25 protein-coding genes are annotated in these 26716 nt (G+C 67.8%); 7 read left to right on the plus strand and 18 right to left on the minus strand.

Going from position 1 to position 26716, the window contains the following annotated elements:
- Positions 1-5 precede the first annotated feature (5 nt).
- The 9 genes from ahcY to IY716_RS10950 all read right to left on the minus strand — a co-directional run bounded on the left by ahcY (position 6) and on the right by IY716_RS10950 (position 11932).
- Positions 6-1496, minus strand: a complete 1491-nt coding sequence (gene ahcY / locus IY716_RS10910) for an adenosylhomocysteinase (protein ID WP_218221738.1) — start codon at positions 1494-1496, stop codon at positions 6-8.
- A gap of 60 nt (positions 1497-1556) precedes the next feature.
- Positions 1557-1763: a hypothetical protein gene (locus IY716_RS10915; RefSeq protein WP_218221739.1), complete on the minus strand. Its 207-nt coding sequence runs from the start codon at positions 1761-1763 to the stop codon at positions 1557-1559.
- Between the two features lie 97 nt (positions 1764-1860).
- Positions 1861-3384 (minus strand): SulP family inorganic anion transporter, encoded by a 1524-nt coding sequence (locus tag IY716_RS10920; protein ID WP_218221740.1) that lies wholly within the window; start codon positions 3382-3384, stop codon positions 1861-1863.
- A gap of 201 nt (positions 3385-3585) precedes the next feature.
- Positions 3586-3966, minus strand: coding sequence for a MerR family transcriptional regulator (locus tag IY716_RS10925; RefSeq protein WP_369699690.1), 381 nt, complete (start codon positions 3964-3966; stop codon positions 3586-3588).
- A 91-nt stretch (positions 3967-4057) separates the two neighbouring features.
- Positions 4058-4504, minus strand: a complete 447-nt coding sequence (locus IY716_RS10930) for a DUF3499 domain-containing protein (protein ID WP_218221741.1) — start codon at positions 4502-4504, stop codon at positions 4058-4060.
- Between the two features lie 74 nt (positions 4505-4578).
- Complete coding sequence (locus IY716_RS10935; protein ID WP_255316745.1) at positions 4579-5439, minus strand: alpha/beta fold hydrolase; 861 nt, start codon at positions 5437-5439, stop codon at positions 4579-4581.
- Positions 5440-5529: 90 nt separating this feature from the next.
- On the minus strand, positions 5530-7656 hold the full coding sequence (locus tag IY716_RS10940; protein ID WP_218221742.1) for a DUF5719 family protein: 2127 nt from the start codon (positions 7654-7656) through the stop codon (positions 5530-5532).
- Positions 7653-11276: a hypothetical protein gene (locus tag IY716_RS10945; RefSeq protein WP_218221743.1), complete on the minus strand. Its 3624-nt coding sequence runs from the start codon at positions 11274-11276 to the stop codon at positions 7653-7655. The genes IY716_RS10940 and IY716_RS10945 overlap by 4 nt, the downstream gene beginning before the upstream one ends.
- A gap of 56 nt (positions 11277-11332) precedes the next feature.
- Positions 11333-11932, minus strand: coding sequence for a WhiB family transcriptional regulator (locus IY716_RS10950; RefSeq protein ID WP_218221744.1), 600 nt, complete (start codon positions 11930-11932; stop codon positions 11333-11335).
- A gap of 180 nt (positions 11933-12112) precedes the next feature.
- On the opposite strand from IY716_RS10950, the gene IY716_RS10955 reads away from it, so the two are divergent.
- Positions 12113-13018 (plus strand): TIGR03089 family protein, encoded by a 906-nt coding sequence (locus IY716_RS10955; protein WP_218221745.1) that lies wholly within the window; start codon positions 12113-12115, stop codon positions 13016-13018.
- Between the two features lie 87 nt (positions 13019-13105).
- On the opposite strand, the gene IY716_RS10960 is transcribed toward IY716_RS10955, so the two are convergent.
- The 5 genes from IY716_RS10960 to IY716_RS10980 are packed head-to-tail and all read right to left on the minus strand — an operon-like array spanning position 13106 to position 18506.
- Complete coding sequence (locus IY716_RS10960) at positions 13106-13627, minus strand: GtrA family protein (RefSeq protein WP_218221746.1); 522 nt, start codon at positions 13625-13627, stop codon at positions 13106-13108.
- Positions 13624-14991, minus strand: a complete 1368-nt coding sequence (gene manA / locus IY716_RS10965) for a mannose-6-phosphate isomerase, class I (RefSeq protein ID WP_218221747.1) — start codon at positions 14989-14991, stop codon at positions 13624-13626. Before manA ends, IY716_RS10960 begins: the two co-directional genes overlap by 4 nt.
- Positions 14992-15010: 19 nt before the next feature.
- Positions 15011-16654, minus strand: a complete 1644-nt coding sequence (locus tag IY716_RS10970) for an LCP family protein (protein ID WP_218221748.1) — start codon at positions 16652-16654, stop codon at positions 15011-15013.
- Positions 16651-17217: a 5-(carboxyamino)imidazole ribonucleotide mutase gene (gene purE, locus IY716_RS10975; protein WP_218221749.1), complete on the minus strand. Its 567-nt coding sequence runs from the start codon at positions 17215-17217 to the stop codon at positions 16651-16653. The genes IY716_RS10970 and purE overlap by 4 nt, the downstream gene beginning before the upstream one ends.
- Positions 17214-18506, minus strand: coding sequence for a 5-(carboxyamino)imidazole ribonucleotide synthase (locus tag IY716_RS10980; RefSeq protein WP_218221750.1), 1293 nt, complete (start codon positions 18504-18506; stop codon positions 17214-17216). Before IY716_RS10980 ends, purE begins: the two co-directional genes overlap by 4 nt.
- A gap of 159 nt (positions 18507-18665) precedes the next feature.
- On the opposite strand from IY716_RS10980, the gene IY716_RS10985 reads away from it, so the two are divergent.
- Both IY716_RS10985 and IY716_RS10990 read left to right on the plus strand, forming a co-directional pair.
- Complete coding sequence (locus IY716_RS10985) at positions 18666-19970, plus strand: S8 family serine peptidase (RefSeq protein WP_218221751.1); 1305 nt, start codon at positions 18666-18668, stop codon at positions 19968-19970.
- On the plus strand, positions 19967-20209 hold the full coding sequence (locus IY716_RS10990) for a hypothetical protein (RefSeq protein ID WP_218221752.1): 243 nt from the start codon (positions 19967-19969) through the stop codon (positions 20207-20209). The genes IY716_RS10985 and IY716_RS10990 overlap by 4 nt, the downstream gene beginning before the upstream one ends.
- Before the next feature lie 60 nt (positions 20210-20269).
- Here IY716_RS10990 and IY716_RS10995 read toward each other — a convergent pair whose 3' ends face one another.
- The 3 genes from IY716_RS10995 to glpX all read right to left on the minus strand — a co-directional run bounded on the left by IY716_RS10995 (position 20270) and on the right by glpX (position 22589).
- Positions 20270-20578: a putative quinol monooxygenase gene (locus IY716_RS10995; protein ID WP_218221753.1), complete on the minus strand. Its 309-nt coding sequence runs from the start codon at positions 20576-20578 to the stop codon at positions 20270-20272.
- 68 nt (positions 20579-20646) lie between these two features.
- Positions 20647-21486, minus strand: coding sequence for a nuclease-related domain-containing protein (locus tag IY716_RS11000; RefSeq protein WP_369699691.1), 840 nt, complete (start codon positions 21484-21486; stop codon positions 20647-20649).
- Between the two features lie 38 nt (positions 21487-21524).
- Positions 21525-22589 (minus strand): class II fructose-bisphosphatase, encoded by a 1065-nt coding sequence (gene glpX, locus IY716_RS11005; RefSeq protein WP_218221754.1) that lies wholly within the window; start codon positions 22587-22589, stop codon positions 21525-21527.
- Between the two features lie 181 nt (positions 22590-22770).
- Here glpX and IY716_RS11010 point away from each other — a divergent pair, with 181 nt between their 5' ends.
- From IY716_RS11010 to IY716_RS11025, 4 genes are read left to right on the plus strand one after another with little or no spacing between them, the layout of a single operon-like run.
- Complete coding sequence (locus IY716_RS11010) at positions 22771-23403, plus strand: DUF4245 domain-containing protein (RefSeq protein ID WP_218221755.1); 633 nt, start codon at positions 22771-22773, stop codon at positions 23401-23403.
- On the plus strand, positions 23400-24029 hold the full coding sequence (locus IY716_RS11015; protein ID WP_218221756.1) for a carbonic anhydrase: 630 nt from the start codon (positions 23400-23402) through the stop codon (positions 24027-24029). Before IY716_RS11010 ends, IY716_RS11015 begins: the two co-directional genes overlap by 4 nt.
- A gap of 60 nt (positions 24030-24089) precedes the next feature.
- Positions 24090-24623, plus strand: coding sequence for an A24 family peptidase (locus IY716_RS11020; protein ID WP_218221757.1), 534 nt, complete (start codon positions 24090-24092; stop codon positions 24621-24623).
- A gap of 4 nt (positions 24624-24627) precedes the next feature.
- Positions 24628-25161 carry an NUDIX domain-containing protein gene (locus IY716_RS11025; RefSeq protein WP_218221758.1) on the plus strand — a complete coding sequence of 178 codons (534 nt, stop codon included), beginning with the start codon at positions 24628-24630 and terminating at the stop codon, positions 25159-25161.
- A gap of 76 nt (positions 25162-25237) precedes the next feature.
- On the opposite strand, the gene IY716_RS11030 is transcribed toward IY716_RS11025, so the two are convergent.
- The gene (locus IY716_RS11030; protein WP_218221759.1) at positions 25238-26659 is read right to left on the minus strand and encodes a class II fumarate hydratase; all 1422 of its coding nucleotides are present in this window, start codon (positions 26657-26659) and stop codon (positions 25238-25240) included.
- Between the last annotated feature and the right edge of the window lie 57 nt (positions 26660-26716).

Below are 26716 nucleotides of genomic sequence, written 5' to 3' on the forward strand. Positions count from 1 at the left end.
AGGGATCAGTAGCGGTAGTGCTCGGGCTTATACGGCCCGGCCACATCCACGCCGAGGTAATCGGCCTGTTCCTTGGAGAGCTCGGTGAGCCGCGCCCCCAGCGCATCCAGGTGCAGCCGAGCGACCTTCTCGTCCAGGACCTTGGGCAGCACGTAGACGTCGGTCTCGTAGCGGTCCTCGCCGGTGTAGTCCGGGGCGGTCTTGGCGAAGAGCTCGATCTGCGCAATGGTCTGGTTCGCGAAGGAGGAGCTCATCACGAAGCTGGGGTGCCCGGTGGCGTTGCCCAGATTCAGCAGGCGGCCCTCGGAGAGCATGATGATCGAGTGTCCCTCGGCGCGGGTGCCGTCCGCGGGCATGACCCACTCGTGCACCTGCGGCTTGATCTCCACCTTCTTCACGCCTGGGATGGCTGCAAGTCCGGCGATGTCCACCTCGTTGTCGAAGTGTCCGATGTTGCCGACGATCGCCTTGTTCTTCATCTTCTGCATGGCCTCGGCGGAGATGATGTCCTTGCCGCCGGTGGTGGTAATGAAGATGTCGCCGGTCTCCAGGACGTCCTCCAGGCGTGCGACCTGGTAGCCGTCCATTGCCGCCTGCAGGGCGTTGATCGGGTCGATCTCGGTGATGATGACGCGTGATCCCTGACCGCGCAGCGCCTCGGCGGCGCCCTTGCCCACGTCGCCGTAGCCGCAGACCACGGAGACCTTGCCGCCGATGAGCACATCGGTGGCGCGCATGATGCCATCGGGCAGCGAGTGGCGGACGCCGTACTTATTGTCGAACTTGGACTTGGTGACCGAGTCGTTGACGTTGATCGCCGGGAACAGCAGCTTGCCCTCGCGAGCGAACTGGTAGAGCCGGTTCACACCGGTGGTGGTCTCCTCGGTGACACCACGCAGGTTCTTCGCGATCCCGGTCCAGCGCTGGGGGTTCTCCTCGAGGGACTTCCGCAGCGTGGCGAGCACGTAGTGGTACTCCTCCGGGTCGGAGTCCTGCGCCGAGGGCACCGCGCCGGCGGCCTCGAACTCGACGCCCTTGTGCACCAGCATGGTGGCGTCCGCGCCGTCGTCGAGGATCATGTTCGCACCCTTGGTGGGGTCCTCATCGACACCCGGCCAGGCGAAGATCTGGCTGGCGGTCCACCAGTATTCCTCGAGGGTCTCGTTCTTCCAGGCGAAGACGGGCACGCCCTGCGGATCTTCGGGGGTTCCATGAGGGCCGACGACGACGGCGGCCGCCGCCTCATCCTGGGTGGAGAAGATGTTGCAGGAGGCCCAGCGGACCTCTGCGCCCAGGGCGACGAGGGTCTCGATCAGCACGGCGGTCTGCACGGTCATGTGCAGCGAGCCGGCGATCCGGGCGCCGGCCAGCGGCTGGGAGTCGCCGTACTCCGCGCGCAGGGACATCAGTCCGGGCATCTCATGTTCGGCCAGGCGGATCTGGTGGCGGCCGGCCTCGTGCAGGGTGATGTCCGCGATGCGGTAGTCAAAGCTCATAGGTATAGAAATCCTTGCTGTCTGGGATACGTGTGTCTGGAAGTCGTGAATGAAGAGTGCTCAGCGGGGTGCGAGCAGCGTGGGGACGCCGCGCTCTACGCGATAGCGCAGGGTCTCGTCGCTGGTGGAGATGAGCTGGTCGCCCTCTTGGCGCAGGGGGCTGCCGCTGACCGGGCAGCGCAGGATCTTCAGCAGATCGGCTGAGAGAGCGGACGCGGGGCGTTCCTTGCCGGGACGCGGCGTGGCAGAGGAGCTGGCACTGGGCATGGGCCTAAGCCTACCGCGCAGGGCAGACCAAAGGGCCGGCGTCGTCATCCGACGACACCGGCCCTGAAGGTTGATTCTTGGCTGCTCGTGGCTGCGGTCAGTGACCGGCGCCGAGCTTGCCGGCCATGCGGTCATGCAGTGCCAGGCTGGCGGCGTTGAGACCGGAGATCTCCACGCGCTTGCCGTATTTGTGGTACTTCTCGGTGATCGCGTCCAGGGAAGCCACCGTGGAGGCATCCCAGACGTGCGAGCTGTACATGTCGATCACGATGTGCTCGGGATCCTCGGCGTAGTTGAACTGGGTGTAGAGATCGTTCGAGGACGCGAAGAACAGCTCGCCGACAACCTCATACTTCGCGATCTCTTCACCGAAGTGCTGCTCGATCCGACGCTCCACCGTGGCCAGGTGGGCCACCCGGCGAGCGAAGAGGACGAAGGCGGTCAGCACGCCGAGTCCCACACCGATGGCCAGGTTGTGCGTCCAGACGGTCGCGATCACCGTGATCAGCATGACCGTGGTCTCGGACTTGGGCATCATCTTCAGCGTGGAGGGCTTGATGCTGTGCCAGTCGAAGGTGGCGATGGACACGAAGATCATCACGGCCACCAGTGCCGCCATCGGGATCATCGCGACGATGTCACCCAGCGCCACGGCGAGGATCAGCACGAAGATGCCCGCGCAGAAGGTGGAGATCCGGGTACGGGCCCCGGAGGCCTTCACGTTGATCATGGTCTGCCCGACCATGGCGCAGCCACCCATGCCGCCGAAGAAGCCGGTGATGATGTTCGCCGCTCCCTGGCCCCAGGATTCGCGGACCTTGCCGGAGCGGGTGTCGGTGACGTCGTCGACCAGCTTGGCAGTCATCAGCGACTCAAGCAGACCCACAGCCGCCATACCCAATGCGTAGGGCGCGATGATCTGGAAGGTCTCCATGGTGAAGGGGACATCAGGGATGAACAGCGACGGGATGGACTGCGGCAGCTCACCCTTGTCCCCGACGGTCGGGACGTTGAGTGCGAACACGACGCCAAGCACCGTGATCAGCACGATGGCGACCAGCGGCGGCGGCACGATGCTGGTGATCCGCGGGAGCAGGAAGATGACCACGAGTCCGAGCGCGACCAGCGGGTAGACCAGCCACGGCACGCCGATCAGGTCGGGGAACTGCGAGGTGAAGATCAGGATCGCCAGAGCATTGACGAAGCCGACCATCACGGAGCGCGGGATGAATCGCATCACCTTCGCCACGCCGATGACGCCCATGATCACCTGGAACACGCCTGCGAGGATCACCGCGGCGATGAAGTAATCGACGCCGTGACTCTCCACCAGCGGGGCGATCACCAATGCGGTCGCTGCAGTGGCCGCGGAGATCATCGCGGGGCGACCGCCGAGGAAGGCGATCGAGACGGCCATGGTGAAGGAGGCGAAGAGGCCGTATCGGGGATCCACTCCCGCGATGATCGAGAACGCGATGGCCTCCGGGATCAGCGCGAGTGCCACGACCAGTCCGGCGAGGACCTCGGTCTTCAGCAATCGGGGGGATTTCAGGGTGCGCAAGGTCGACTGACGCTGCTCAGGGGTCAGCTCCTCGGCGACGGCCGTGGGCGAGTGTGCCATTCAGGCTCCGTTCTCGGGTTGTGGACACAGGAGTATCCATCGATAGACGTACGACGTGACTGTGCGCAGCGCTGCGCAGCAAAGAAATGGGGGACCCGATGAGGCAACCTCTAATCGGCCACAGCCAGAACCTTACCCTAACGTTAGGTTAGGTTAGGGTCCTCTTTCTGTGAGCAAATTCTCACATCCCAGATGCAACCCTCAGCCGGCGAGCTGCGCCTTGAACTGCTCGGTCAGCAGATCTGCCTGCAGCAGATAGGCCGCGAGCTTCTCGCGCTCCTGCACCACGTGCTCCAACGCAGCCTGCGCCTTCTCTCGCTGCTGTGCATCCAGTGAGTCGAGCTCCAGCAGGGCGACCACCTCAGAGAGCTCCTCCAGGCTGAAGCCCAGCGGCTTCAAGTATTTGATCCGCAGCAGGCGCTGCTCATCGGCCTCGCTGTAGAGGCGGAATCCGCCCTCTGTGCGACCGCTGGCCGGCAGGAGGCCGACGTCTCCGTAGTGACGAATAGTGCGCAGGGACAAGCCGGTGCGCTCGGCAAGTTCGCCGATGTGCATGGTTTCCGCCTGCGGACCTGTTCCCACGTGACCTCCCGGTGTCATTGGCCGTTCACTCTACCAACCACCGGCGCGGAGTTCAGTCGTCGAGTTCAATCGTCGAGCTCCGGAGCCCAGCTCAGTCGTCCAGCAGACGCAAGTGGCCTCGGGAGATGCCCGGACCTCCTGCGCGGGCGGGCGGGGCCATCCGCTCGCGGTTGGACCGGGTCGGAAGCTCGGGCTCGGCTCGCGGGGAGTCATGCGCGTCGGTCTGCTGGTCGGAGGATTGCTCCTGGCTCCGCGCGCGGGCCGCGGCCCGCGCCTCGGGAGATTCCCGGACGGCGTCGGCTAGAGCCAGGAGGTCATCGACCTGCTTGGGGGCTCCCGGGAGGTTGAGCCGCAGGACCTCCCAGCCTCGCGGCGGGGTGACCGAGGCGGCATGCCGATCGCAGAGATCGTAGGTGTGGGGCTCCGCATAGACGCTCAGCGGACCCACCACCACGGTGGAGTCTTTATAGGAATAGGTCAGCGTGGCAGCGGCGGGCCGCTCACAGCTGTTTCTGGTGCATCGACGGGAGGAATCCACGAGACCTCACCCTAGCAACCGGCTGGCCCGGACGACGTCAGGCAGGGCCGCCACGCTCTCCAGGCCAGATACCACTACTGAGACGCAGACCGCGGCCCGAGCGTCTCCAGAAATTCAAGGACGGCGCTGGCCGTGATTTCGGGCTGCTGGGACTGGGGGTAGTGTCCGGCGTCAGGCACCAGCACCACCTCAGGCTGGCGGGTCGATTGGGTCAATGACTCACCGATCCACCGGGCCTCCGCGGCGGGGTCCGGAAAATCGGGGTCACGCTCCCCCATGATGATCAGCACGGGAGCACTCACCTGTCCCAGTCGTTTCTCCGCAGGATCGTGATCGGTCTCGCGGGTGGTCTGCGAGAACGCCCTCCCATAGGCCGGTCGACGCAGGCTCGCGATCACCGTCTCACGGTACAGGGTGAAGTCCTCGGGCTTCGTCCCGGAGTACAGCGTGGGCATATAGGCCTTCCACATCCTCGCCACCCAGAAAGGCGCGGTCATCGCCCGGAACACCGCCTTCATGAGCGCCCCGGCGGAAGGGTTGCGCACGAAGGGTCCGATCAGCACCAGACCCGTGACCTGCTCGGGATGCTCGGCTGCAACGATCACCCCGGCACCGGCCGCCAACGAGTTCCCCAGGATGACCGCCGATCCGCCGAGCTCGTCGATGAGTGCGTGGATGTCCGAGGCGGTCTCCGGACCGCCGTAGGAGGAGAAGCTGGTGTCGCTGTCCCCGTGTCCGCGCAGGTCGGTGCTGGCGACGGTGTATCCGGCCTTGATCAGCGCGGGAGCCAGGAAGCGGTAGGAGGAACGAAGTTCTCCCATTCCTGGGACCAGGACGAGCAACGGGCCGATGCCCTGCACCTCGTAGCCGATCCGCCCTTCAGGGCGCTGGAGGTACTGGGTGGAGGGGGCGGCATCCGCAGCAGAGGCGCTCATAGCGGCTATGGTCCTCAGTCGCAGCAGACGGAGTCAAGGGTTCCCGGTTCGGCGCAACAACGTCAGCGCAACAACGTCAGCGCATCGGCTTCATCTCAACAGCCGGACCGGGACATACTGCTCCGCTCCGCGCAGCTGCTCCACCGGGGAGAGACTGATCTGGTCCTGCCCGGCCGTGGTGGCGAGCATCGCGTGGAGGCTTCCCTCACCGGTGAGCTCGGGTGCAGAGAAGACGACGACGGCGGCCCCCGCCTCGCTGCCCTCCGGTTCGGCCTCGGCGATATCTTCCGCAGAGATCACCGCGGCGCCGTCGGCCGGAACCTCCACGGTCTCTTCCTCGCCGAACTCGCCCTCGGTGTCCATCACGCGGTAGCCGATGCTTCCGGAGGCGCCGGAGCCGAAGAGCCGCAGCTCCGAGTCCCCGAGCTCCGGCAGCAGCGCGCCGGAGCCTTCGGCCAGAGCCTCGGTCGGCGCGGCCCAGCTGAAGTCGCTGCTCTGGGCGGATTCGCTGCGCACTGCGGCGTGGGCGGGCACATCGGTGCGCACGCGGATATCGGTCACCCCGGGCTCCAGGCCCTGCAGCTCGATGACGTCGACCTCGCCGCCGTCCACCGTGAAGACACCCGGGGTGTCGAGGCTCTGCTGCCCGTCCTCGCCGTAGACCTGGACCTCCACGGTGGCTCCCTGGTTTCCGGGCACGTGGATCCACAGCTCTGGCGGGGTGGGTCCGGCCTGCTCAGCGTCTTGTGCACCGTCATCGGTGTCCTCGGCGGTGTCTTCGTCGGCGTCCGTCTCGGCGATGCCCTCGGGCACGGTGATGTCCGGCAGCACATGACTGGTCCCCGCCTCGGTGAGCCCGGGGAGGAACTCGATGCCGGTGCCGGTGGTCCCGGAGGCGCGGGAAGACTGCAGCTGGGCGGTGACCGGCGCACCCGAGGAGCGCACGGAGACGCCCAGGTCCGTTCCGGCGGAGGCCAGCCCGGCGATGTTCACCGCCCGGGTGGTCTGGCCCGGGACCACGACGGAGCGTGCGCCTGAGGTTCCGCGGTCCCCCTCGGAGTCCACGCTGTTGACCTCCACGGTGGCCGCGCGATCAAAGGGGTTCGCCAGGGTCAACAGTGAGGATGCGCCGGCGGCGATCTCGGGGCCGAAGAACCACTGCGAACGCTCGGGCGCGGTGCACTGTCCCACCGCGAGACCCGCCACGGATCCCGCGTCGGCCTGGTACTCATACAGGCCTGCGGCAGCCAGCGGGCTGCCGTCGGCCGCTGCCTCCACGCTGAGCAGCGGAGGGCGGACCGGGTCGGAGGAGGATTCGTAGACGGCCTCGCGCTGCGACAGCGGATCACTCGACTCAGCATCCCCGGACTCGGCCTCTGCCTCCTGTTCACCGGAGCCTTCGGTGAGCGTGACGTCGTTGACGCGGGATTCCTCGTTCAGCTGCGACCATTCAGCGGCGGGAAAGCTGCCGCTGAGGTCCGTGGCGAAGAGCACTGCGGAGAACCGTGAGGTGGCGGTCGCATCACGCTCCCGGTACTCCAGCTCCCCCTCGGTGGTCAGCGAATCGGGCTGCCCCGGCATCGGCGGACAGATGAAGCTCTGCCCGGTGCGCGGCGCCGCGACTGACGCGGCACCCAGTGCGGCGGCTGCCCCTTGATCGACTTCGGAGGTCCCGGCGGCAGCCTCGGAGCGTGAATCCACCAATCCGTCCAGCACCACGGACCCCACCATGGCGGCGAGCACGCCGGCGGTCACGACGACGGCGGCCGTGCGGCTCCGAGCGCCACTGCGGCCCCCCGCGCTCATGCTTGCGTCTTCCTGCGGGCGGCCTGCGCGGGACCGACGGTCCCTCCGCGAGCCGCGGGCCCTGGGCGATGGGGTGGCTGCGGCGGCTGCAGCTGGGGTGACAGCTGGGGCTGTGTGGGCCGCTGGGGCTGCCGAGGAAGACTTGCGCGTCTCGGATGCGTCGCGAGCCTTGGCAGCCTTGCGGGCCTCAGATTCCTTGCGCGCCTGGGCCGCACTCTGCTTCTCGGCGCGGAGCTGTGACTCCTGCTCCTCACGCAGACGCTTCTCCTCCGCCCGCAGCTCGGCGCGAGCCGCGTCGGCCTCCTGTTTCGCCTTCTGTGTGGCGGCGCGTTCCTGTTCACGGATCGCGCGTTCGCGGGCGCGGCGCTGCTCCTTGATGAGCTTCTTGACCTTGACCTTCTTGGCGCTCATCCTCGGCGTCCTTCCAGCTCATCGGTGTCAGCCACCGGCAGGATGCGTGATCCGCGCGGCAACGGGATCGCAATCAGCACCACCAGCAGCAGGAACACCCCCAGAATGATCAGGATCGGCAGCTGGTACGGGCTGCGATGCTCGGCGCTCAGCTCACCCTGCAGACTCTCGCCCTGATCGGCGATCGCCTCAGCGGGCAGCTCGAAGCGCTGGGTCCAGGCTGCTGAACTCTCGGTGCCTTCGGTGGCAGCTTCCTGCGGTACGGGCGCCGCATCGAGGGCCTGACCCTCCCAGGTGGCCTGCCAGCCGTTCGCGTCTTCTGTGGCGAGCTCCAGCAGATACTCGCCGTCGGGCTCCAGGCCGAGCCCGCCGTCGTCGTCGGTGACCTCCTGCAGGTCCACGTTGAGCTGGTGGTCCTCCGCCGGCAGCAGCGCCTGCACCTCACCCTGGGAATCCACGATCCTGGCCCATGCGGTCGGCACCCCGGAGATGCCCTGCGTGGCGGGAAGCAGGTTCTCGTCGTCGACCTCGGCGCGCCAGAGCTCGCCGCGGTCGGTCGTTCCCACGGAGATGAGCCCGGCGGCCGTGTCCACGGCGTCGGTCAGTGCGTCGGGCTCGTTCGCGTCGATCAAGACATAGCCGATCCCCAGCTCGGACATCAGCTCCGCGGTCTGCACCGCGCCGGGGGTGACCAGCGCGGCGATGAGCGCGGAGAGCCGCTGATCCGCCGTGGAGAACTCGACCGCATCGGTCCCGGTCTCCACCGCAGTTCCACCGGTGCCGCCGAGCAGCTCGGGGATGCGCTCAGGCTGCGCCCACAGCGGGGCGTCGCCGGCGGCGACCACCGAGCGGGACTTGTCCAGCGTGCGTCCCTCCCCGGAGACCAGCTCCCCGATCACACCGGGATTGGCCGAGGAGAGCACCAGGGTCCGCAGCTGGGCGGGACCGGTCCCCTGGTCCGCCGCAGTGGCGGGGAGCTGGCGCACGGAGCCTGGCTCGATGAGCGTCGGCGCGGCGTTGACGGCGGTCAGCGGCTGACCGGTGAGCGTCGCGCCGGGAGCCATGCGGGGGCTGTAGAAGAGCACCAGCGAGGCTCCGATGGAGAGCACCAGCAGCGTGGAGATCACCGGGGTGATGGTGCCGCCCACGCGGGGGAAGGCCAGCGGGAAGCGGTCCAGTGAGGCCATGCCGGCGGCGAGCAGGCAGAACAGCATGACCGAGACCACCGGACCGGGATTACCGCCGATCACGGCGGTGCCGTCGGATCCCGCGGCGAGCAGCGAGACCAGCACCGACAGGCCCAGGGCCCCGAGCAGGAGCACCCCCGCGACGATCGGCAGCGGGCGGGTGCGGCTGCCGGTGAACATCCCCAGCAGCGCGATCAGCAGCAGCGGAAGTCCGATCAGCAGCGCGATGCGCAGGTTCCAGAAGTCACCCTCCAAGTAGCCCGGCAGCCAGGAGCCGGAGGCCGCCGCGGCGGCGAGGCCTGCTGCGGGGTCGAAGGTGCGGGAGAAGCCGAGCAGCTGCTGCCACACCGGAGCGGCATCGGCAGCCAGTGCCCGGCCCGGCTCATGGGCGAGCACGGCGGCCAGGTTCTTGCCCTGGGTCAGCACCGAGGCGAGCATCGGCACGGCCACTGCCACAGAGGTCAGCGGGATGAGCCAGAGCGGGCGTCCGCGCCGGCCCAGCACGAGCGCCAGCACCACACCCAGGATCACCACGAGCGGCAGCAGCGCCGGGGAGGCCGCAGTGAGCACCATCAGCAGCAGCGCGGCGCCGGTGGCGTATTCCCAGCTCCCGGCCACACCCAGGCCGACGGCGGCGCGACCCACCGCACGCACGGTGGCGACCACTGCCACGGGCAGCAGAATGTGGACCAGCACCGCACCGATGCGACCCTCCCCCACGGCGATGTGCAGGGTGGGCATCGCGGCCCAGAGCAGCGCGGAGACCACGCGTCGTGAAGCTTTGGTGGACCAGAGTCCCGCGGCGTACCAGGCGGTCAGCGCGCTCAGCGGCAGCGCCAGGATCAACAGCCAGACCAGCACGGCCGAACCGTGGCCCAGGCTCAGCGCGGAGACGGCAAGCAGTATCAGGTTGAAGGGGTCCGCGGCGGAGCGCACCCCGAGGCTGTCCAGGGACAGGAAGCTGATGGTGTTGTCGAAGACCTCCTGCAGCGAACCGGCCACCGGCAGCGCGGCACCGCCGGTGATGGCCTCGGCGGAGAGCAGGCCGCGGAAGGCCAACAGCGAGGCTCCGACCAGGGCGAGCATCATCAGGAACAGGCCGAGGCGGTCGCCGGAGCGGCGGGAGGGCATCTCATCGAAGGCGCCGTCGGAGGCACCGACCTCGAGCAGCGCGTCCTCGTTGTTCTCCCGCTCGCCGGTGTCCTCGGGCTCCCCGTAGAAGCCAGGGGTGAATCGGGTGCGCGGCGCGGAGACGGTCTCCGCCGTCATGACGGTCTGCCGCTGGTGGCGGATCACCGCCGAGCTCAGCACCATCTTCGACTCGAGGGCGCGTCCGGCGCGCAGATGCTTGGCAGGGGACTCGATCTGTTCATCGCGGCTGAGCCGCGCCAAGGCTGCCTTGCGCCCCTGAGCGTCGAACCGGCGGGTGTGCGCCGTGGTGCCGATGCCCAGCAGCGCGCGCACGGCGGCGAAGAACTGGCCGATTCCGGCGTCGGGGACCTTGACCACGATCAGCCCGATCAGACGCAGCAGCGCCGCTGCCCACATGCCGACCCACAGGAACGGGACGGCCAGCGGGCTGGCGTTGACCAGCCGGCGGCGGATCTGACCGATGCGCTGCTCGGCGGGAAGGTAGAGCGTGCCGCCGAGGCGGTGCACGATGTCTCGGCGCGGCGGCTCTTCACGCAGGACCCGCGCAGTGGGCTCGATGACGATGTGCGCGCCGACCTCGCGGGCGCGGCGGCAGAACTGCGCGGAGGCGTAGTCTCCGCTCAGCCCTGGGTCGAAGCCTCCGAGGTCACCGAAGAGCGAGGCGTGGACGAGCATCCCCTCCCCGGAGACGGCGGGGATGGCGTCGCGGCCGTCGTACTGGCCCTGGTCCAGCTCCTTGGGCTCGGTCTGTGTGAGCACCTCCCCGGAGCGGGCGCTGAAGAGGCCGACATTGACCAGCCGCTCAGGGGTCTCGGCGGCGAGCTGCTTCGCTCCGATGACCTGGATCTCGGTGTGGCGCTCCTCGTCCTTGACTGTGAACAACCGCTCCTCGAGCCGCTCCAGGGCGTCCGAGGTGGGGATGGTGCCGGCCGGCAGGATCCAGAGCCATTGGTGGCGAGGGTTGAAGCCATCGGGAAGCTGGCGCTCCACACTGCGCCAGAGCTGGGTGTTCTTGGTGCCGCCGGGACCGGTGGTCGCGGTCTGGTGAGCTTGACGTCGGTCCTCGAGCAGCTGGGAACGCAGCGATCGGGAAAGGTCCTGGATGCCGCGGTAGCCGGGGGCGGCGAGCTCGATGACGCTGTCCGGGTGGCGCGTCTGCACCGCGAGTGCCTCGCGGGTGCGCTCGACGGCGCTGCTGGGCTGCTCGACCGAGTCCGAATCACCAGCGGGGGTGCGGTAACCCTGCTCAGCGCGGTGTGACTGGCCTGGGGCAGACGGCAAATCGCCGCCGTCGTGCAGAACGACAGCGGCGATATGGGGTCCAGAATGACCGTTGATCAGAGTGCTCTCTTCCGCAGCTTGCGCCGCTCCCGCTCGGACAGCCCGCCCCAGATGCCGAAGCGCTCGTCATTACCCAGCGCGTAGTCCAGGCACTCCTGCTTGACCGTGCAGGCGCCGCAGACCTTCTTCGCGTCACGGGTGGAGCCGCCCTTCTCGGGGAAGAACGCCTCCGGGTCGGTCTGCGCGCACAGCGCATCGACCTGCCAGGCGAGCTCGCCCTCGATCTCCTCGGTGGGGACCAGCGGGGGCAGACCCAGCCAGGTGGTGGTGGAGGACTCGGAGGAGCGGGGCTCCGCCGTCGCCGGTCTCGACGTCTCTGGCCTGGACGTCTCTGGTCTGGACGTTTCAGTGCGGCGGGAAGGTGCCTCACTGAGTGCCGTGACCGAGGACGGTGCGTCTGCCTCACGCTCGGACTCCTCGTGAGCCGCGAGGAAGGCGGTAGCCTGATCTTCGAGAGCCTTGCCGTGCTCCAGACGCTCAGCGGCCTGGGGATCAGCAGGGTCCACGAACCAATCAGCAGGAACCTCGAGACCCGTCCTGCGGGTTATGGCCGTAGTGCCAGGCTGTTCTTCGCCCAGCCGCGCTGCGTTCCCCATCAAAGGGCCTCCCGAGAATTATTCCTGCCGTGTACTGCCCCTAATTACACTGGCGTAAGTAACCATCCGTCAAGTGCGCGACTTAAGTTCCCACTATCAGACCCCCAACCCCTCGATCACGCCCGACACGCCGCCAAAAATCAGCTCGGCGCGAGGCGTGGCGGCCCCAGGAGGACTTTTATGACACCGCTCACACTTTCAGGCTCACCCGATCAGGTTCCGCAGACCTTCCCCGCCCTGCTGGACCTCCTCGAATCACGCCCCCAGCCGGCCGTGACCTGGTACGGCGGCGCCGTGGACGCCGACGGTGCCGAACGTGTGGAGCTCTCCGGACGGGTGCTGCAGAACTGGGCGGTCAAGCTCATCGGGCTCTTCACCCAGGAATCTGAGCTCGAGCCCGGCGACGCGGTCCTCGTGGACGCCGATGCGCACTGGAAGGCTGCCGCGGTGGTCCTGGCCGCAGGAGCGCTCGGGTGGTCGGTCACCGTGACCGCGTCCGGAGCCGCGTCTGAAGCTTCGTCCGAGGCGGCCGAGGCCGCGTCTGAAGCTGCGTCTGGGGCGGCCGAGGCCGACGACGACGCCCGCGCAGCCGCCGCCGCAGCGCTGGCTCCTGCGCTGATCATCACGGACCGGCCGGGTGACTGGACCGGTGCCGGCGCGTTGGCACAGTCCCTCGGGGAGGCAGAGCTTGCGGCGCTCTCCCCCGGGCTGCTGGACGCCTCCTACGAGGAGGCCACGGGTGAGGCCCTGCCCGCATGGGTGCTGGACATCTCCGCGGAGGTCCGTCAGCACCCGGACCAGCTGCCCGCACCCCTGACCCCCGTGGCGCTCCCCGAGGCTGATGAGCAGTCCTCTGCACAAGGGGGCCTCGTGCTCACCGGCGGCGAACCGAGCGTGGACTGGCAGGATTGGACGCTCGACCGCTGGGGCGCAGGCGTGGAGGCCACCGGGCCGGCCGGCGTCGTCGTCCTGGCGCAGCTGCTTCAGGCCTGGGCGCACAGCCGCCCTGTCGTGCTCTTCCAAGGCGATCCCGCGGCACAGCCCGCCGCCTGGGAGCAGCTGCTGCGCAATGAAGGCGTGAGCTAAGCGCGCATCCAAGCTCGGTGCCCATCTGTTGGGCAGAAATCGTCGGAATAGGCGCCCCGACGGGCCGCCATTCCGACGATTTCTGCCCTATCGATGAGGTTGCGCCCCTGGGCGGGCGGCGTCGGCGGCTGGATCCTGCTCGGTGGGCAGGTCTGCGGCGTGGGTGCGATCGGTCGTGAAGACCCAGTACTTATAGGCGAAGAACCGGAAGATGGTGGCCAGCACGAGCCCGATCACGTTGCCGGCCACGAATACCTCGGTCACCGAGGTCAGGCCCAGCACATACTTCGCGATGCCCACACAGCCGGTCTGGATGCCGAGCCCGATCGCGTTCATCACCAGGAACAGCACCAGCTCCCGGGCCTTCCCGGTGGAGCGCTTGTGCCGGAAGGTCCAATAGCGGTTGGCCACCCAGGAGAACAGCGTGGCGACGACGCCGGCCACCACCTTCGCCTTGAGCTGCGAGTCGTCCATCGGCCCGCTGATCAGCCAGAGGAAGATCGCGGAGTCGATGATGAACGCGACACCGCCGACGGCGCCGAACTTCGCGACCTCGCGCCACAGCGTGACGATGAGCTCGCGGATGCGCCAGTACAGCTTCTTGATCATGGGCGGGGATGCTCCTGGTCTGGGCTGTCGTGGGAGGCCGGGTAGTGATGCGAGGCAGGGCTGTCGAGAGTGGCGGGGCTGAAGTGGGAGGTGGTGGCCAAGAAGGCCTGGGCGTACTCGCTGGCGCCGACCCGGTGGCCCGCGGTCTCCGGAAGGAAGGCCGAGGTCCCGGGGGTGAGGGTCAGCGTACGAGGGGGCTCGGAGGCTGCGGGCGCGCTCAGCGTGATCTCGCCCGCAGTGCAGAGCAGGATTCCGCGGCCCGACGCGTCCAGGGTCGCCTCGCCCGGGAACTCGAACTTCTCCAGCTGGAACTCCTCGAAGGGCGCCTCGTAGCGCAGCCTTCGCGGAGGAGTTGGGAGCATCTCCTGGACGGGGCAGTGGGGCACGGGCAGCACCTCACAATCCGTGACGCTGAGCAGCTCGTCCACGTCGAGATGTTTGTTGGTGAGGCCTCCGCGCAGGACGTTGTCCGAGTTCGCCATGATCTCCACCCCTACCCCGTGGAGGTAGGCGTGAAGGTTGCCCGCCGGCAGGTAGATCGACTCCCCCGGCGCCAGCAGGAGCCGGTTCAGCAGCAGGGTCACGAAGATCCCCGGATCCCGCGGGAAGTCCCGCGCAATATGCTGCAGCATCTGCGCGGCATCGGCATGGAGCCCCGAGCCCAGGCGCCCGTCCGCAAGGAGTGCGCTGAGCTCTCCGGCCGCATCGGTGGCTTCCGCGCGTCCGCTGCGCAGCAGGTACTCCAGCGCGCTCGAATACTCCTGGGCCTGAACGTGCTGCTGCAGCCGCGCGAGAACGGCGGAGACGGTCGGTGCTGACCCGCCGGCGTCGCGGGCCATCGCCTCCGCCAGACCACTGAGCTCTGCGGCGGCCTCGGCGTAGGGCCGGAAGCCGCACAGCGCGGAGAACTCGGTCAGCGCGACGATCAGCTCGGGTTTCGCGCTCGGGTCTTTATAGCTGCGCGTCGGGGAATCCAGCGGCAGCCCGGAGGATTCTTCGGCGGCGAAGCCGGCCTGGGCGCGGGCCGCCGTCGGATGAGACTGGATCGAGAGCGGCTGCTCGGCCGCCAGGACCTTCAGCAGGAAGGGAAAGCTGCCGGGCGCCTCCCCAGAGCGCTGCAAGTACTCCGGCAGCGTCACAGAATGTGCGGCCGAGTCGGCGGAGTCGCCCGGGTGAGCGAGGTGGGCCAAGCCGGCGGACTCGGCCGCCGAGGCGTCCAGCTCCAGCGAGGACGGATCGCCAGGATGTGCGCCCATCCAGATCTCGGCGCGTGGGGACGCCGAAGCAGCCCAGCCGAAGAGCTCGCTGAACGCAGTCGTGGAACCCCATGCGTACTCGCGCACGGGGTTGATCATCCTGAACATCGGGGGAACCTTACCAGCCCTAGTTCACCGGATCGCAGAGGTAATTCGTGGAGGCGGCCTGCTCCAGGATGTCCGTCTGCCCGTTCAGCTGAGCCTGCACGAGGAACTCCCGGGTCAGCTCAGAGCCGTCAGGCTGGGTCGGTGGAGGGGTGGCGTCGATGGGCGCCTCGTCGTCCTCCACAGCGTCCGCGGCCTGCGGCGAAGCCTGGACGGCTGTCGGCAGCATCACACCAAGAACGCCGGATTGCGCCGGGAGGAACCCTGCGGAACCGAATGCGCCGCCGTCGTCGTCCTGTTCATTGGCGATCAGCTGGTCCACGCGCTGCTGGATCAGATCGAAGTCCGGGTAGGTGGAGAAGAGATCACCTTCACCCTCGGATTCGAAGTCCGGGGCGCCCAGCACCAGCCGTTGGATCTGCTGATCCTTGGCGTCCACCGCAAGATCCAGGAAGGAACCCAGCTGCGACTGCGGCAGGTTGGTCTCCACCACGTTCTCCCCGGCCGTCATGATCTCGCTGAAACGGGTCAGCAGGGTCTGCGGGTTGAACTGAGAGATCATGGCCTGCTGGATGCACTGCTGACGCTGGATCCGGTTGTAGTCCGAGCTGAACGTGCGTGACCGCGCGTAGGCCAGCGCCTCCTGGCCGGAGAAGTTGTACACCCCTGGAGCCCACCAGTTGTCGCCCCAGGTGCCGTCGGGCAGCGGGCCGCGGTAGGGCACCCAGCCTCCGGAGTCCACGGAGACCCCGCCCATGGCGTCGATGAGGTTCTCGAAACCGCCCATGTCGATCATCACGTAGCCGGAGACCTCGAGGTTCAGGCTGCCGGAGACCGCGTCCATCATGGCCTCCGCGCCGGGATCCTCGGCCTCGGGGTAGAGGTCCTGGTGGTTATTCATCACATCGGTGTAGAGCGAGTTGATGATGCATTCGTTGCCGCAGTCATATCCGGTGGGGTACACCGAGTTCAACGGCGAATCCTCACTGAACTGGGCGTTCTGGAAGTTGCGCGGGATGGAGAAGATGATCGTCTCGGCCGAGTCCTCATTGACGCTGACCACGTGGATCGAGTCGGGGCGCAGGCCCGTGCGGCCCTCCCCCGCATCGGCTCCCATCAGCAGGAAGTTGTAGCGCCCGTCGACGGCAGGGACGCCCGGTCCGCTGGAGAAGATGCCGCCCAGCGTGGCCCGGCCCTCATTGACCAGCTTGGCCGCGTAGCCCAGCCCGCCGGTGGTCAGAATCATCAGCACCGCCAGGACGACGGCGACGATCGGCTTCATCCCCGGGGCGAGTGAGGCGAAGTGGATCAGCCGGAAGGTATCCAGCCAGAGCAGCAGCCAGCCCAGCGCGAGCGCCCCCAGGATCACCGCAGAGAGCCACAGCATGAAGGGCTGGGTGAGCATGGAGAGCACGACGCCGCGCATGGTCAGGAACATCAGCCCCAGCAGCAGCGCGGTGAACCAGCAAGCCACAGTGACGGCCAGCGCGATCCGGCCGAGCCGCTTGGAGCCAGCCGCGATCTGCGCGCCGCCCGGGATGAACAGGGTCAGCGTCAGCAGCATGAACGCGCGGCGGGTGCGGTCGGTCTCCGAGCCGCGCTGCGGGCTGCGGATCACATCCGGTTGACTGCTGAACCGGTGGTAGCTGATGGCGGAGTCAGTCATCGGGCGCGGTACGTCCCCAGCTCGGCGGCTTCCTCGCGCAGCCGGGCCCCTTTTGCGTGGGCCTCGGCCGCCAGGGTGGTCTGGAAGTCCAGAAGCTTGGCGCGCAGCTCGGCGGCCTGGGAGGTGTCACCCGCGGCCAGCATCCGCACCGCGAGAAGTCCCGCATTGCGGGCTCCGCCGACGGAGACGGTGGCTACGGGGACTCCGGCGGGCATCTGCACGATGCTCAGCAGTGAATCCATTCCGTCCAGGTGCTTCAGCGGGACGGGGACGCCGATCACCGGCAGCGGGGTCACCGAGGCGAGCATGCCGGGCAGATGCGCGGCCCCACCGGCGCCGGCGATGATGACCCGGATGCCGCGGGTGTGCGCGGTCTTGCCGTAGTGGAGCATCTCCTCCGCCATCCGGTGAGCGGAGACGACGTCGGCCTCGAAGGTGATGCCGAATTCATCCAGCGCCTGAGCGGCCGCCTGCATGACCGGCCAGTCGGAGTTCGACCCCATCACCAGCGCCACCTTGGCCGTGGTGTGGCCCGAATCGGGGTGCTCGCTGGGCTGGCTCATGCTGGTCCTTCCACGATGATCTCGGCAACCTCGGCGGCAGCTCGGCGGACGCGCTGCAGCCGTGAGCGGCGTGTCTCCCAGCTCTCCTGCGGGGAATGCGTCTGGGTCAGGATGTTCACGTGTCCGATCTTGCGACCAGGGCGTGCTTCTTTTCCATAGAGGTGGATCTTGGAGCCGTGGGAGCGGCGCATCGCAGCAGCGAAGGAGTTGTGCAGTGAACGCTCCCCCGGCGCAGAGCTGCCGAGCAGATTCTTCATCACGGTGTAGCCGCCGACCCCGCCCTTGACCTCGGTGGCGCCCAGCGGCAGCCCCAGCACCGCGCGCAGGTGCTGCTCGAACTGGCTGGTGATGGATCCATCCATGGTCCAGTGACCCGAATTATGCGGTCGCATGGCCAATTCGTTGACGTAGATCCCGGGGATGATCCCGCGTTCCGGGTCCGCGGCGTCTTCGCTGATCTCGAAGAGCTCCACTGCGAGCATGCCGGTGACCTGGAGCTTCTCGGCGATGGTGCGGGCGATGCGTTCTGCGGCCTCGATATGGGTGCTGCTGGTGTGCGGGGCCGGGGCGATGACCTCGTCGCAGACGCCGTCGGTCTGGGTGGACTCCACCACGGGATAGGGCACGGTCTCCCCGGCGGCGGAGCGCGCCACCTGGGCGGAGAGCTCGCGGGTGTAGGGGACCTTCTGCTCGGCCAGCAGTCCTGTCGGGCTCTCGGCGGCGCGATCGAACCAATCCTGGGCGGCGGCGGCCTCCTCGGGGGAGTCGATCATGCGCACTCCCTTGCCGTCGTAGCCGCCGCGGGGAGTCTTCAGCACCACGGGCCATCCGGTCTCCGCGCCGAACTCGAGCAGCTCCGCCACCGTGTGCACCTCGGCCCACTGGGGATTCGGCAGGCCGAGCTCCTCGACCGCGCGTCGCATCTCGAGCTTGTCCTGCGCGTAGATCAGCGCCTCGGGCCCGGGGTGCATCGCGGTGCCGGCTTCGGCGAGCGCGGAGAGCACCTCGGCGGGCACGTGCTCGTGGTCGAAGGTGATCACGTCGAGGTCTGTGGCGAAGGCGCTGACCGTCTGCGGATCGCGGTAGTCCCCGAGCGTGGTGTGCGGGATGACCTGCGCAGCGGAGGAGTCGGCGGACCCGGCGAGCAGGTGCAGCTCGATGCCGAGTTCGACGGCGGCGGGTGCCATCATCCGGGCCAGCTGGCCGTCACCGATCACCCCGACCCGCGGGGTGCCTTCGGGGCTGCGGGGGGCGTCTCTCGGCGCTGGGGAGCTCTCGGGTCGCGTCACAGTCCCCAATTATGCGCCATGACCCCGCCGGGCCTGCACAGGGAAACACCCTCTGAGGCGAGCGTTGCCTGGCGGACAGATGGCCGATGATCGTCCCGCTGCCCACTCCGGCGCGGCCACCAGGCTGATTCGCAGGTTCCGACCTTAGCCTGGGCACACATGCCAGCTCTACGGATGGGTGGGACGGCCATGCGACGCTTTGTCGTGACATTCGACACCTCCGACTCTGAGGTCCTGGAACGTGAGGCACCGGGACTGCTCAGCGCCCAAGGATTCTCCACCGACGTGTACTTCCCACGGCTCGGGGTGGGTGTGGTCGACGGTGACCCCGAGGAACTGGAGGCATTCAGCGGAAGATGCCGAGAACGACGTCGGCCGATGAGCTACAGCCCGGAGCTCACCTACTACGCCATCACGGCCCCGCCGAGCGGCGCCGATCCCGCACCTGCACAGCCGGGCGTCGCTCATGCGAGCGCGTCTGATCCCAGTGCGTCTGACCCGAGCGCCGGTCCGGTGGAGGCTGCCGCCCGGAGCGCCCTGGACAGCACCGAGCTGACCTGGGGGCTGCAGGCGATCCAGATCCGCTATGCCCAGGCCAGCGGACAGACCGGCGAGAAGATGCGGTTGGCCGTGCTGGACACCGGGTTCGACGCCTCTCACCCGGACTTCGTAGGGCGCAGCGTGACGCTGGAGTCCTTCATCTCTGGTGAGGGCCCCGAGGATGTCCATGGTCACGGCACCCACTGCATCGGCACCGCCTGCGGACCGTGGATGACGCAGAGCGGACCCGGATACGGAGTTGCCGCCGGGGTCGAGATCTTCTCCGGCAAGGTGCTGGGCAAGGACGGGTCAGGCTCCGACACTTCTATCCTGGCCGGGATCGACTGGGCGCTGCAGAACGGGTGCCAGGTGATCTCCATGTCACTGGGAGCAGATGTGCGCGAGGTCCATCCGCCGTATGTCACCGCTGGCCGGCGAGCCTTGGAACAGGGCTCGCTGCTCGTCGCCGCGGCGGGGAACAATGCCGGGCGCAGTGCCGGGGACCCCGGCTTCGTGGGAGCCCCCGCGAACAGTCCCTTCGTCATGGCCGTGGGTGCAGTGGACTCGGCGCTGCAGGTCGCCGACTTCTCCGCCCGATCCCTCCCCCACGACGGCGGGGAGGTGGACATCGCGGCACCAGGAGTGGACATCTACTCCTCCTGGCCCCGCCCAGAACTGTTCCGCAGCATCAGCGGCACGTCCATGGCGACCCCGCACGTGTCAGGGATCGCGGCAGTTCTGGCCGGTGCGACCGGCCTGCGCGGCCAGGAGCTCTGGGATGAGCTGATCCGCACGGCGCTCCCGCTGGAGGGCGCGGAGACGGCTGATGTGGGGGCCGGGCTGGCCGTGATCCCAGCTCTGGGAAGCGCGGAGGCCGCGGCCCCCAAGCAAAGCAACGGCGCACCGGAGGGGACCGGATCATGACGGCGGAGCACTGGATCATCACCGTGGACGACCAACATCTCGAGACCATGGACGAGGTGGTCTCCGAGCTTGAAGCCTCAGGGCTGGTCATCGACAAAGTGCTGCGAAGCCTGGGACAGATCACCGGTCACACCAAGGAGGCTGCTGGGGCGGCGAACCTTGCGGGAGTGCCGGGGGTCGCCTCAGCGGACAACTCCCGGCGTCACCAGATCGCCCCGCCCGACGCCGAGGTGCAGTGATGCTCAAGAAACAGTGAGCTCAAGAGGCCGTGAGCCCAAGACCGACGTATGGGCGGGTGCTCAGTGCGACGGGCGCAGCGGGGAACCGAGGACCTGGAACTGATCGCCGTCCATCTCTCCAGAGAGCAGAGGCATAGCCTCCTCGATCAGCGCACGCACGCTCGGCAGCTCCAGCGACTTCCGGTGCGCCTCGGCGGAGCTCCAGAGTTCCATGACGAACACCGTGTCTGGGTGCTCCTCACTGGTGCCGACTTCATAGAGCAGACACCCTGCCTGTTCCATCTCTGGATTGCTCCGAGTCAGGATCGCGACGACCTGGTCTCGGGCGCCGGGCGCAACTCCCAGCGTGCCTACATTCGCGAAGGTCATGGGCTCACAGTAATCAGGTCGCGAAGACCTGTCACTGCTGCCCGGCGGGACGCAATCCCGCGCAGCCATCACCCAGCGGCGCGGAAGTGTCCGGCGAGCCGCTCGGCGATGGCTTCGACGTCGAGAGAGGCGGCGCTCCGCGTGCGGACGACCCTCCTGACGCGTCTGGGCCACAAGATCTGGACGCCGCGGATGCGCAGATGACCACCCAGAGGCCATTCCGCTCCGTGGAAGCAGAGCATTCCGGTGACGGGGACGGCGGGGACCTGCTCCCGCACCAGGTTGACCTGCCTGAGGGACTGTTCCACCAAAGAGGTGCAGTCGCGGCCGCGGACAATCAACTTCTCCACCAGAGGTGTCAGGAACCCTCCGCTGCGCCGGACCTCGACCTTGCCTTTATACCGCTTGGCGTCGATGACCCAGACTCCGCTGGGCACGATGAGGATGTGGTCGATATTTGCGCGCGAGCCCGGAATCTTGCGATCGTGCAGCACCAGGCCGCCGAGCTCCTCAGCGACTCTGTCCAGGCGCGCCCCGATGCGACGCTCCCCCTCGGCGCCGATGGCCCAGGCGGTGGTGCTCTGCTTCTCCTGGCTCAGCGCGACCGCGATGCCACCGAAGCGTCCCCATTTCTCCCGGGTGCGCGCTTCGTCGCGGGCCCTGCGACGCTCGTATTCCCTCTGTGCGCCCAGCCCCGCGCGGCCGCGACCCAGCGGTGCCGGAACGGCGGCGTCAGTTTCCACCGTCTCTGGGCAGTCAAGACAAGCCACCTTCTTCAGGAGCGGGAAATACAGCGCCTCGGTCCGCGGGGGCAGATCCGTGCCGCACAGGTGACACCTCCCGGCGTAGCGCAGACGCATCTGCCTGCTCTCGATGTCTGTGGCTCCTGAGGACTCTTCCGGCACCACGGGCTCCCTCCTCAGATCGACTCGCACCGCGACCCCGACTACTTCCGGGTGTAGGACTCCCACTTGCGGGCCTGGTGCTCGGCGTCGATGATGCGGACGGTGCCGGACTTCGAGCGCATGACCATCGACTGCGTGGTGACCTTGTCGCCCTGATAGCGCACGCCGCGCAGCAGGTCGCCGTCGGTGATGCCGGTGGCGGCGAAGTAGCAGTTGTCGCTGGTGACGAGTTCTTCGGTGGTGAGGATCCGGCTGACGTCGTGGCCGGCGTCGAGCGCCTTCTGCGCCTCGTCGTCGTCCACGGGCGCGAGCCGCCCCTGGATCACTCCGCCCACGGCCTTGATGGCGCAGGCGGTGATGATGCCCTCCGGGGTGCCTCCGACCCCCATCAGCACGTCCACGCCGGAGCCTTCGCGGGCTGCGGCGATGCCGCCGGCCACGTCGCCGTCCATGATGAAGCGCACGCGGGCGCCGGCCTCGCGGATCTCATCGACGAGCTTGGAGTGGCGCGGACGGTCCAGCACGCAGACGTTGACCTGGCTGATCCGCTTGTTCTTGGCCTTCGCGATCAGATGCAGGTTCTGCTTGACGGGCAGCCGCAGGTCCACCAGATCGGCGGCCTCAGGACCGGTGACGAGCTTGTCCATGTAGAAGACGGCGGAGGGGTCGAACATGGTGCCGCGCTCGGCCACGGCGAGGACGGCGAGCGCATTGTTATAGCCCAGGGCAGTCAGCCGGGTGCCGTCGATGGGGTCCACCGCGACGTCGGCCTCGGGTCCGGTGCCGTTGCCGACCCGCTCCCCGTTGAAGAGCATCGGCGCTTCGTCCTTCTCGCCTTCACCGATGACCACGATCCCGTTGAGGTTGACGGTGTCCAGCAGGGAGCGCATGGCATCCACTGCCGCCCCGTCTGCGGTGAGCTTGTCCCCCATGCCGACCCAGGCGCCGCCGGCGATCGCGGCGGCTTCCGTCACACGGACCAGCTCCATGGCGAGGTGGCGGTCTGGTTCAGAGTCCCCGACGGCAAGGCGAGCGGAGAGATGTGAAAAGTCCTGGGACGAACCATCATCGGAGCGCGTATCGCGGGGCTGCGAAGAATCGTTCATGGGCTGGGGCCACCTTCTCGTCTCGGCTTGTGGCCGGCCTCATCGCCGACCTGCAACGATCATAACCGCGCGCCAGGGCATCGCGCCGGACAGCCGGACACGAGAAGGCCGTCGACGGTGCGCCTGCCATGCCCGTCGACGGTGCGCCTGCCATGTCCGTCGACGGTGCGACAATGGGAGGGTGACCGAGCAAGAAGAGACCCCCACCCCGCAGCTGACCGAGTCCCAGGCCAAGCGGATGAATCAGCCGCTCATCGGCATCGTCATCACCGTGGCGGTGACCCTGCTGGGCGTCTTCGCGGTCATGGGGCTCCGGCCTGAGCAGGACGTCAGCTTCACCCCGGATGAGAACGTCACCGAGGCCGCCGCCTGGACCAACGATGTGACCGACTACGCGGCCATCGCGCCCGAGGTTCCCGAGGGGTGGAGCGCGAACTACGCCCGCTGGGAGAACCGCGCGGAGCTCGGCGTCACCGCCTGGGAGGTGGGCTACTCCCTGGACGAGTCGAGCTTCTTGAGCTTCTCGCAGACCGATGAGCCTAATCCCGCCTGGGTCAACGAAGAGACCCGCCAGGGCGGCACCACCGGCGAGGAGACCGTTGCGGGCCTGCGTTTCGAGGTCCGCGAGTCGGAGGACCGCCGGTATTACGTGCTCGAGGCCGAGGAGAACACCATCGACGGCACCGCGATCGTGCTGGGCGGCACCGGCACGGATGAACAGTTCGAGACCTTCCTCAACGCCGTCACCGAGGCGATTGGTGTAGAAGTAGAGGCAGACCAGTCAGTGGACGACGACGGAGGACCTGCAGAATGACCGCAACGACCACGGCGGCGCAGCCGCTTCCTGCTGAGATCTGGGAAAGGCTCAAGGCCGGTAACGAGCGCTTCGTCTCCGGCGAATCGAAGCACCCCAACCAGGACGCCGCCCGACGGAACTCGCTCACCGAGTCCCAGCACCCGATTGCTGTCATCTTCGGCTGCTCTGACTCCCGGCTCGCTGCGGAGATCATCTTCGATGTCGGTCTGGGGGATATCTTCGTGGTTCGCACGGCAGGGCAGGTCACCGACGACGCCGTGCTCGGGTCTTTGGAATTCAGCGTCTCCGAGCTGAAGGTCCCACTGATCGTGGTGCTCGGCCATGACTCCTGCGGCGCCGTCACCGCCGCGCTGCAGGCCACCGAATCCGGAGTCACCCCGACCGGATTCGTGCGCAGCCTCGTCGAACGGATCACACCCTCGGTGCTCGCCGCGCAGCGCGCCGGCATCACCGGTGTGAACGAGACGGTGGAAGAACACGTGAAGCAGACCGCGCATCGGATTGTGGATCACTCACGAGTGCTCCACGACGCCGTGGCAGAAGGTCGAACCGCGGTCATGGGCGTCACCTACCGGCTCTCCGAGGGCCGCGCCGACGTGGTCACCTCCATCGGCGAGGTCTGAGCCCTCCACATTCCCGCCACGCCCATTCCCTGATCGGGGGATGAACCTTAGGGTGGGGGCGTGATTGCGTTCATCGTGGAGCTGCTTGTCTCGGGCTCGCTGACCCAGGCGCTGGCCGGCGTGATGCTGCTGCTGGGCGGGGTGACCTTCGCCGTCTGCGCCCTCGCGCTCAGCTTCAGTGACCTCCGCGAACATCGGCTGCCGAACCGGATCATCTACCCCTGGACAGGGATCGCGCTGGGTCTGCTGGTCATCACCGCCCTGCTGCTCGGCGAGCCGGGTGCCGCTCTGCGAGCCCTCACAGCAGCCTTCGTCTGGGGAACATCGTTTCTGATCGTGCGGATGATCAGCCCCCGCGCGCTGGGCATGGGCGATGTGAAGCTCGCCGTGGTCCTCGGTCTCTACGCGGGTTTCCTGGGCTGGGCCACTGTGCTCGTCGCCGTCGTCCTGTCGTTTCTCTTCGGCGGACTGATCTCCGCCGGGCTGCTGATCTCGGGCCGCGCCACCGCCAAGACGGTGGTCCCCTTCGGGCCGTTCCTGCTGCTCGGCACGGCCGTGGCGTTGACGGTGAGCGGCGGCGTCTCGCTAGGGTGAATCCATGCCCACCCCTGACTTCATCCAAGATCTGCGTCAACACATCGGCACCCGCGAGCTCTGGGTCCCAGCCACCCGCGGCGTGGTGATCCGCAGGCCGGACCAGGAGGCGGACCACGCAGATCGCGCGGAGCTCACGGACCACGCGGATCGCAAGGAGCCCGAGGTGCTGCTCGTGCGACGGGCCGACAACGGCGCCTGGACGGTCACGTCCGGAATCCTGGACCCGGGCGAGGACCCCGCCGTCGGCGCCGCCCGCGAGGTGCAGGAGGAGACCGGGGTGATCGCCCGCGCGGTGCGGGTGGCGGGAGTCTTCGCCACGCACCTGGTGCGCTACCCCAACGGTGATGCCTGCCGATACCTCGACACCGTGCTGGAGATGGAGCCGCTCTCCGGGGAGGCGCGCGTCAATGACGAGGAGTCCGTGGAGGTCGGCTGGTTCCCCATTTCGGAGCTGCCCGAGCCGATCAGCGAGGACCAGCGCATGGTGATTGACTGGGCCCTGGACACCGGCGCCCCCGCCAGATTCCGCAGCTGAAGCCCAAAGATCCAGGCTGGTTGAGGTTTCCGGTCGATACGTAGTGACCGGAAACCTCAACTGCCCAAGAGGGGGATCAGCCGGGTCGGGTCATGCTCATGAGGTCTAGGGACTCGTCGAGCTGCGCCTCGGTGAGGTCACCCCGTTCGATATAGCCCAGTTCGACGACGGCGTCGCGCACGGTGAGCTTGTTCTTCACCGCGTGCTTGGCGATCTCTGCGGCCGCCTCGTAACCGATGTGCTTGTTCAGCGGCGTCACCACCGAGGGTGAGGCAGCGGCCAGGAACGCGGCGCGCTCCTCATTGGCAGTCAGGCCCTTGATCATCTTGTCGGCCATCACATAGCTGGTGTTCTTCAGCAGCCGGATGGACTCCAGGAGGTTGGCGGCCATCACCGGGATGCCCACGTTGAGCTCGAAGGCACCATTGGTGGAGGACAGCGCCACCGTGGTGTCGTTGCCGATCACCTGGGCGCAGACCTGGATGGCTGACTCGCAGATCACCGGGTTGACCTTGCCGGGCATGATCGAGGAGCCGGGCTGCAGATCCGGCAGCGAGATCTCTCCCAGGCCGGTGTTCGGGCCGGAGCCCATCCAGCGCAGATCGTTGTTGATCTTCATCAGCGAGTAGGCGATGTTGCGCAGCTGACCGGAGGCTTCCACGAGCCCGTCCCGGTTAGCCTGAGCCTCGAAGTGATCGCGAGCCTCGGTCAGCGGCAGCCCGGTATCGGCGGCAAGGTTGGCGATGGCCTTCTCGGCGAAGCCCTGCGGGGTGTTGATGCCGGTTCCCACGGCGGTGCCGCCCAGCGGAACCTCGGCCACCCGGGGCAGCGCCGACTCGATGCGCTCGACGCCGTAGCGGACCTGTGCGGCATAGCCGCCGAACTCCTGGCCCAGAGTCACCGGGGTGGCGTCCATGAGGTGCGTGCGCCCAGACTTCACCACCGTGGCGAACTCCTTCGACTTGGTCTCCAGCGCCTCTGCCAGGTAGGCCAGTGCCGGCTGCAGGTCGTTGACCAGTGCGGAGGTGGCGGCCACATGAACCGAGGTGGGGAAGACGTCATTCGAAGACTGTGAGGCGTTGACGTGATCGTTCGGGTGGACTTCCTTGTCCGAGCCCTTCTCCGCCAGGTAGCGGTTCGCCAGCGTCGCCAGCACCTCGTTGGTGTTCATGTTCGAGGAGGTGCCGGAGCCCGTCTGGAACACGTCGATCGGGAAGTGCTCGTCCAGATCACCGGTCTCCACCTGCTCGGCGGCGTGGATGATCGCGTCGGCGAGCTCGCTATCGAGCACCCCGAGGTCCTTGTTGGCGAGCGCGGCGGCCTTCTTCACCCGTGCCAGGGCTTCGATGTGAGCACGCTCGAGGGTGCGTCCCGAGATCGGGAAGTTCTCCACGGCGCGCTGGGTCTGGGCGCGGTACAACGCCTGGGCCGGCACCTTTACCTCGCCCATGGTGTCGCGCTCGATACGGTATTCGGTCTCAGCTGTGTTCTCGGTCATGGGCCCAGTCTAATAACTGGATCCCGCGAACGTGCCAGCCGGACTCGAGGCAGGACA

This window comes from Nesterenkonia sp. Act20 (assembly GCF_019173455.1).
Taxonomy (GTDB): domain Bacteria; phylum Actinomycetota; class Actinomycetes; order Actinomycetales; family Micrococcaceae; genus Nesterenkonia.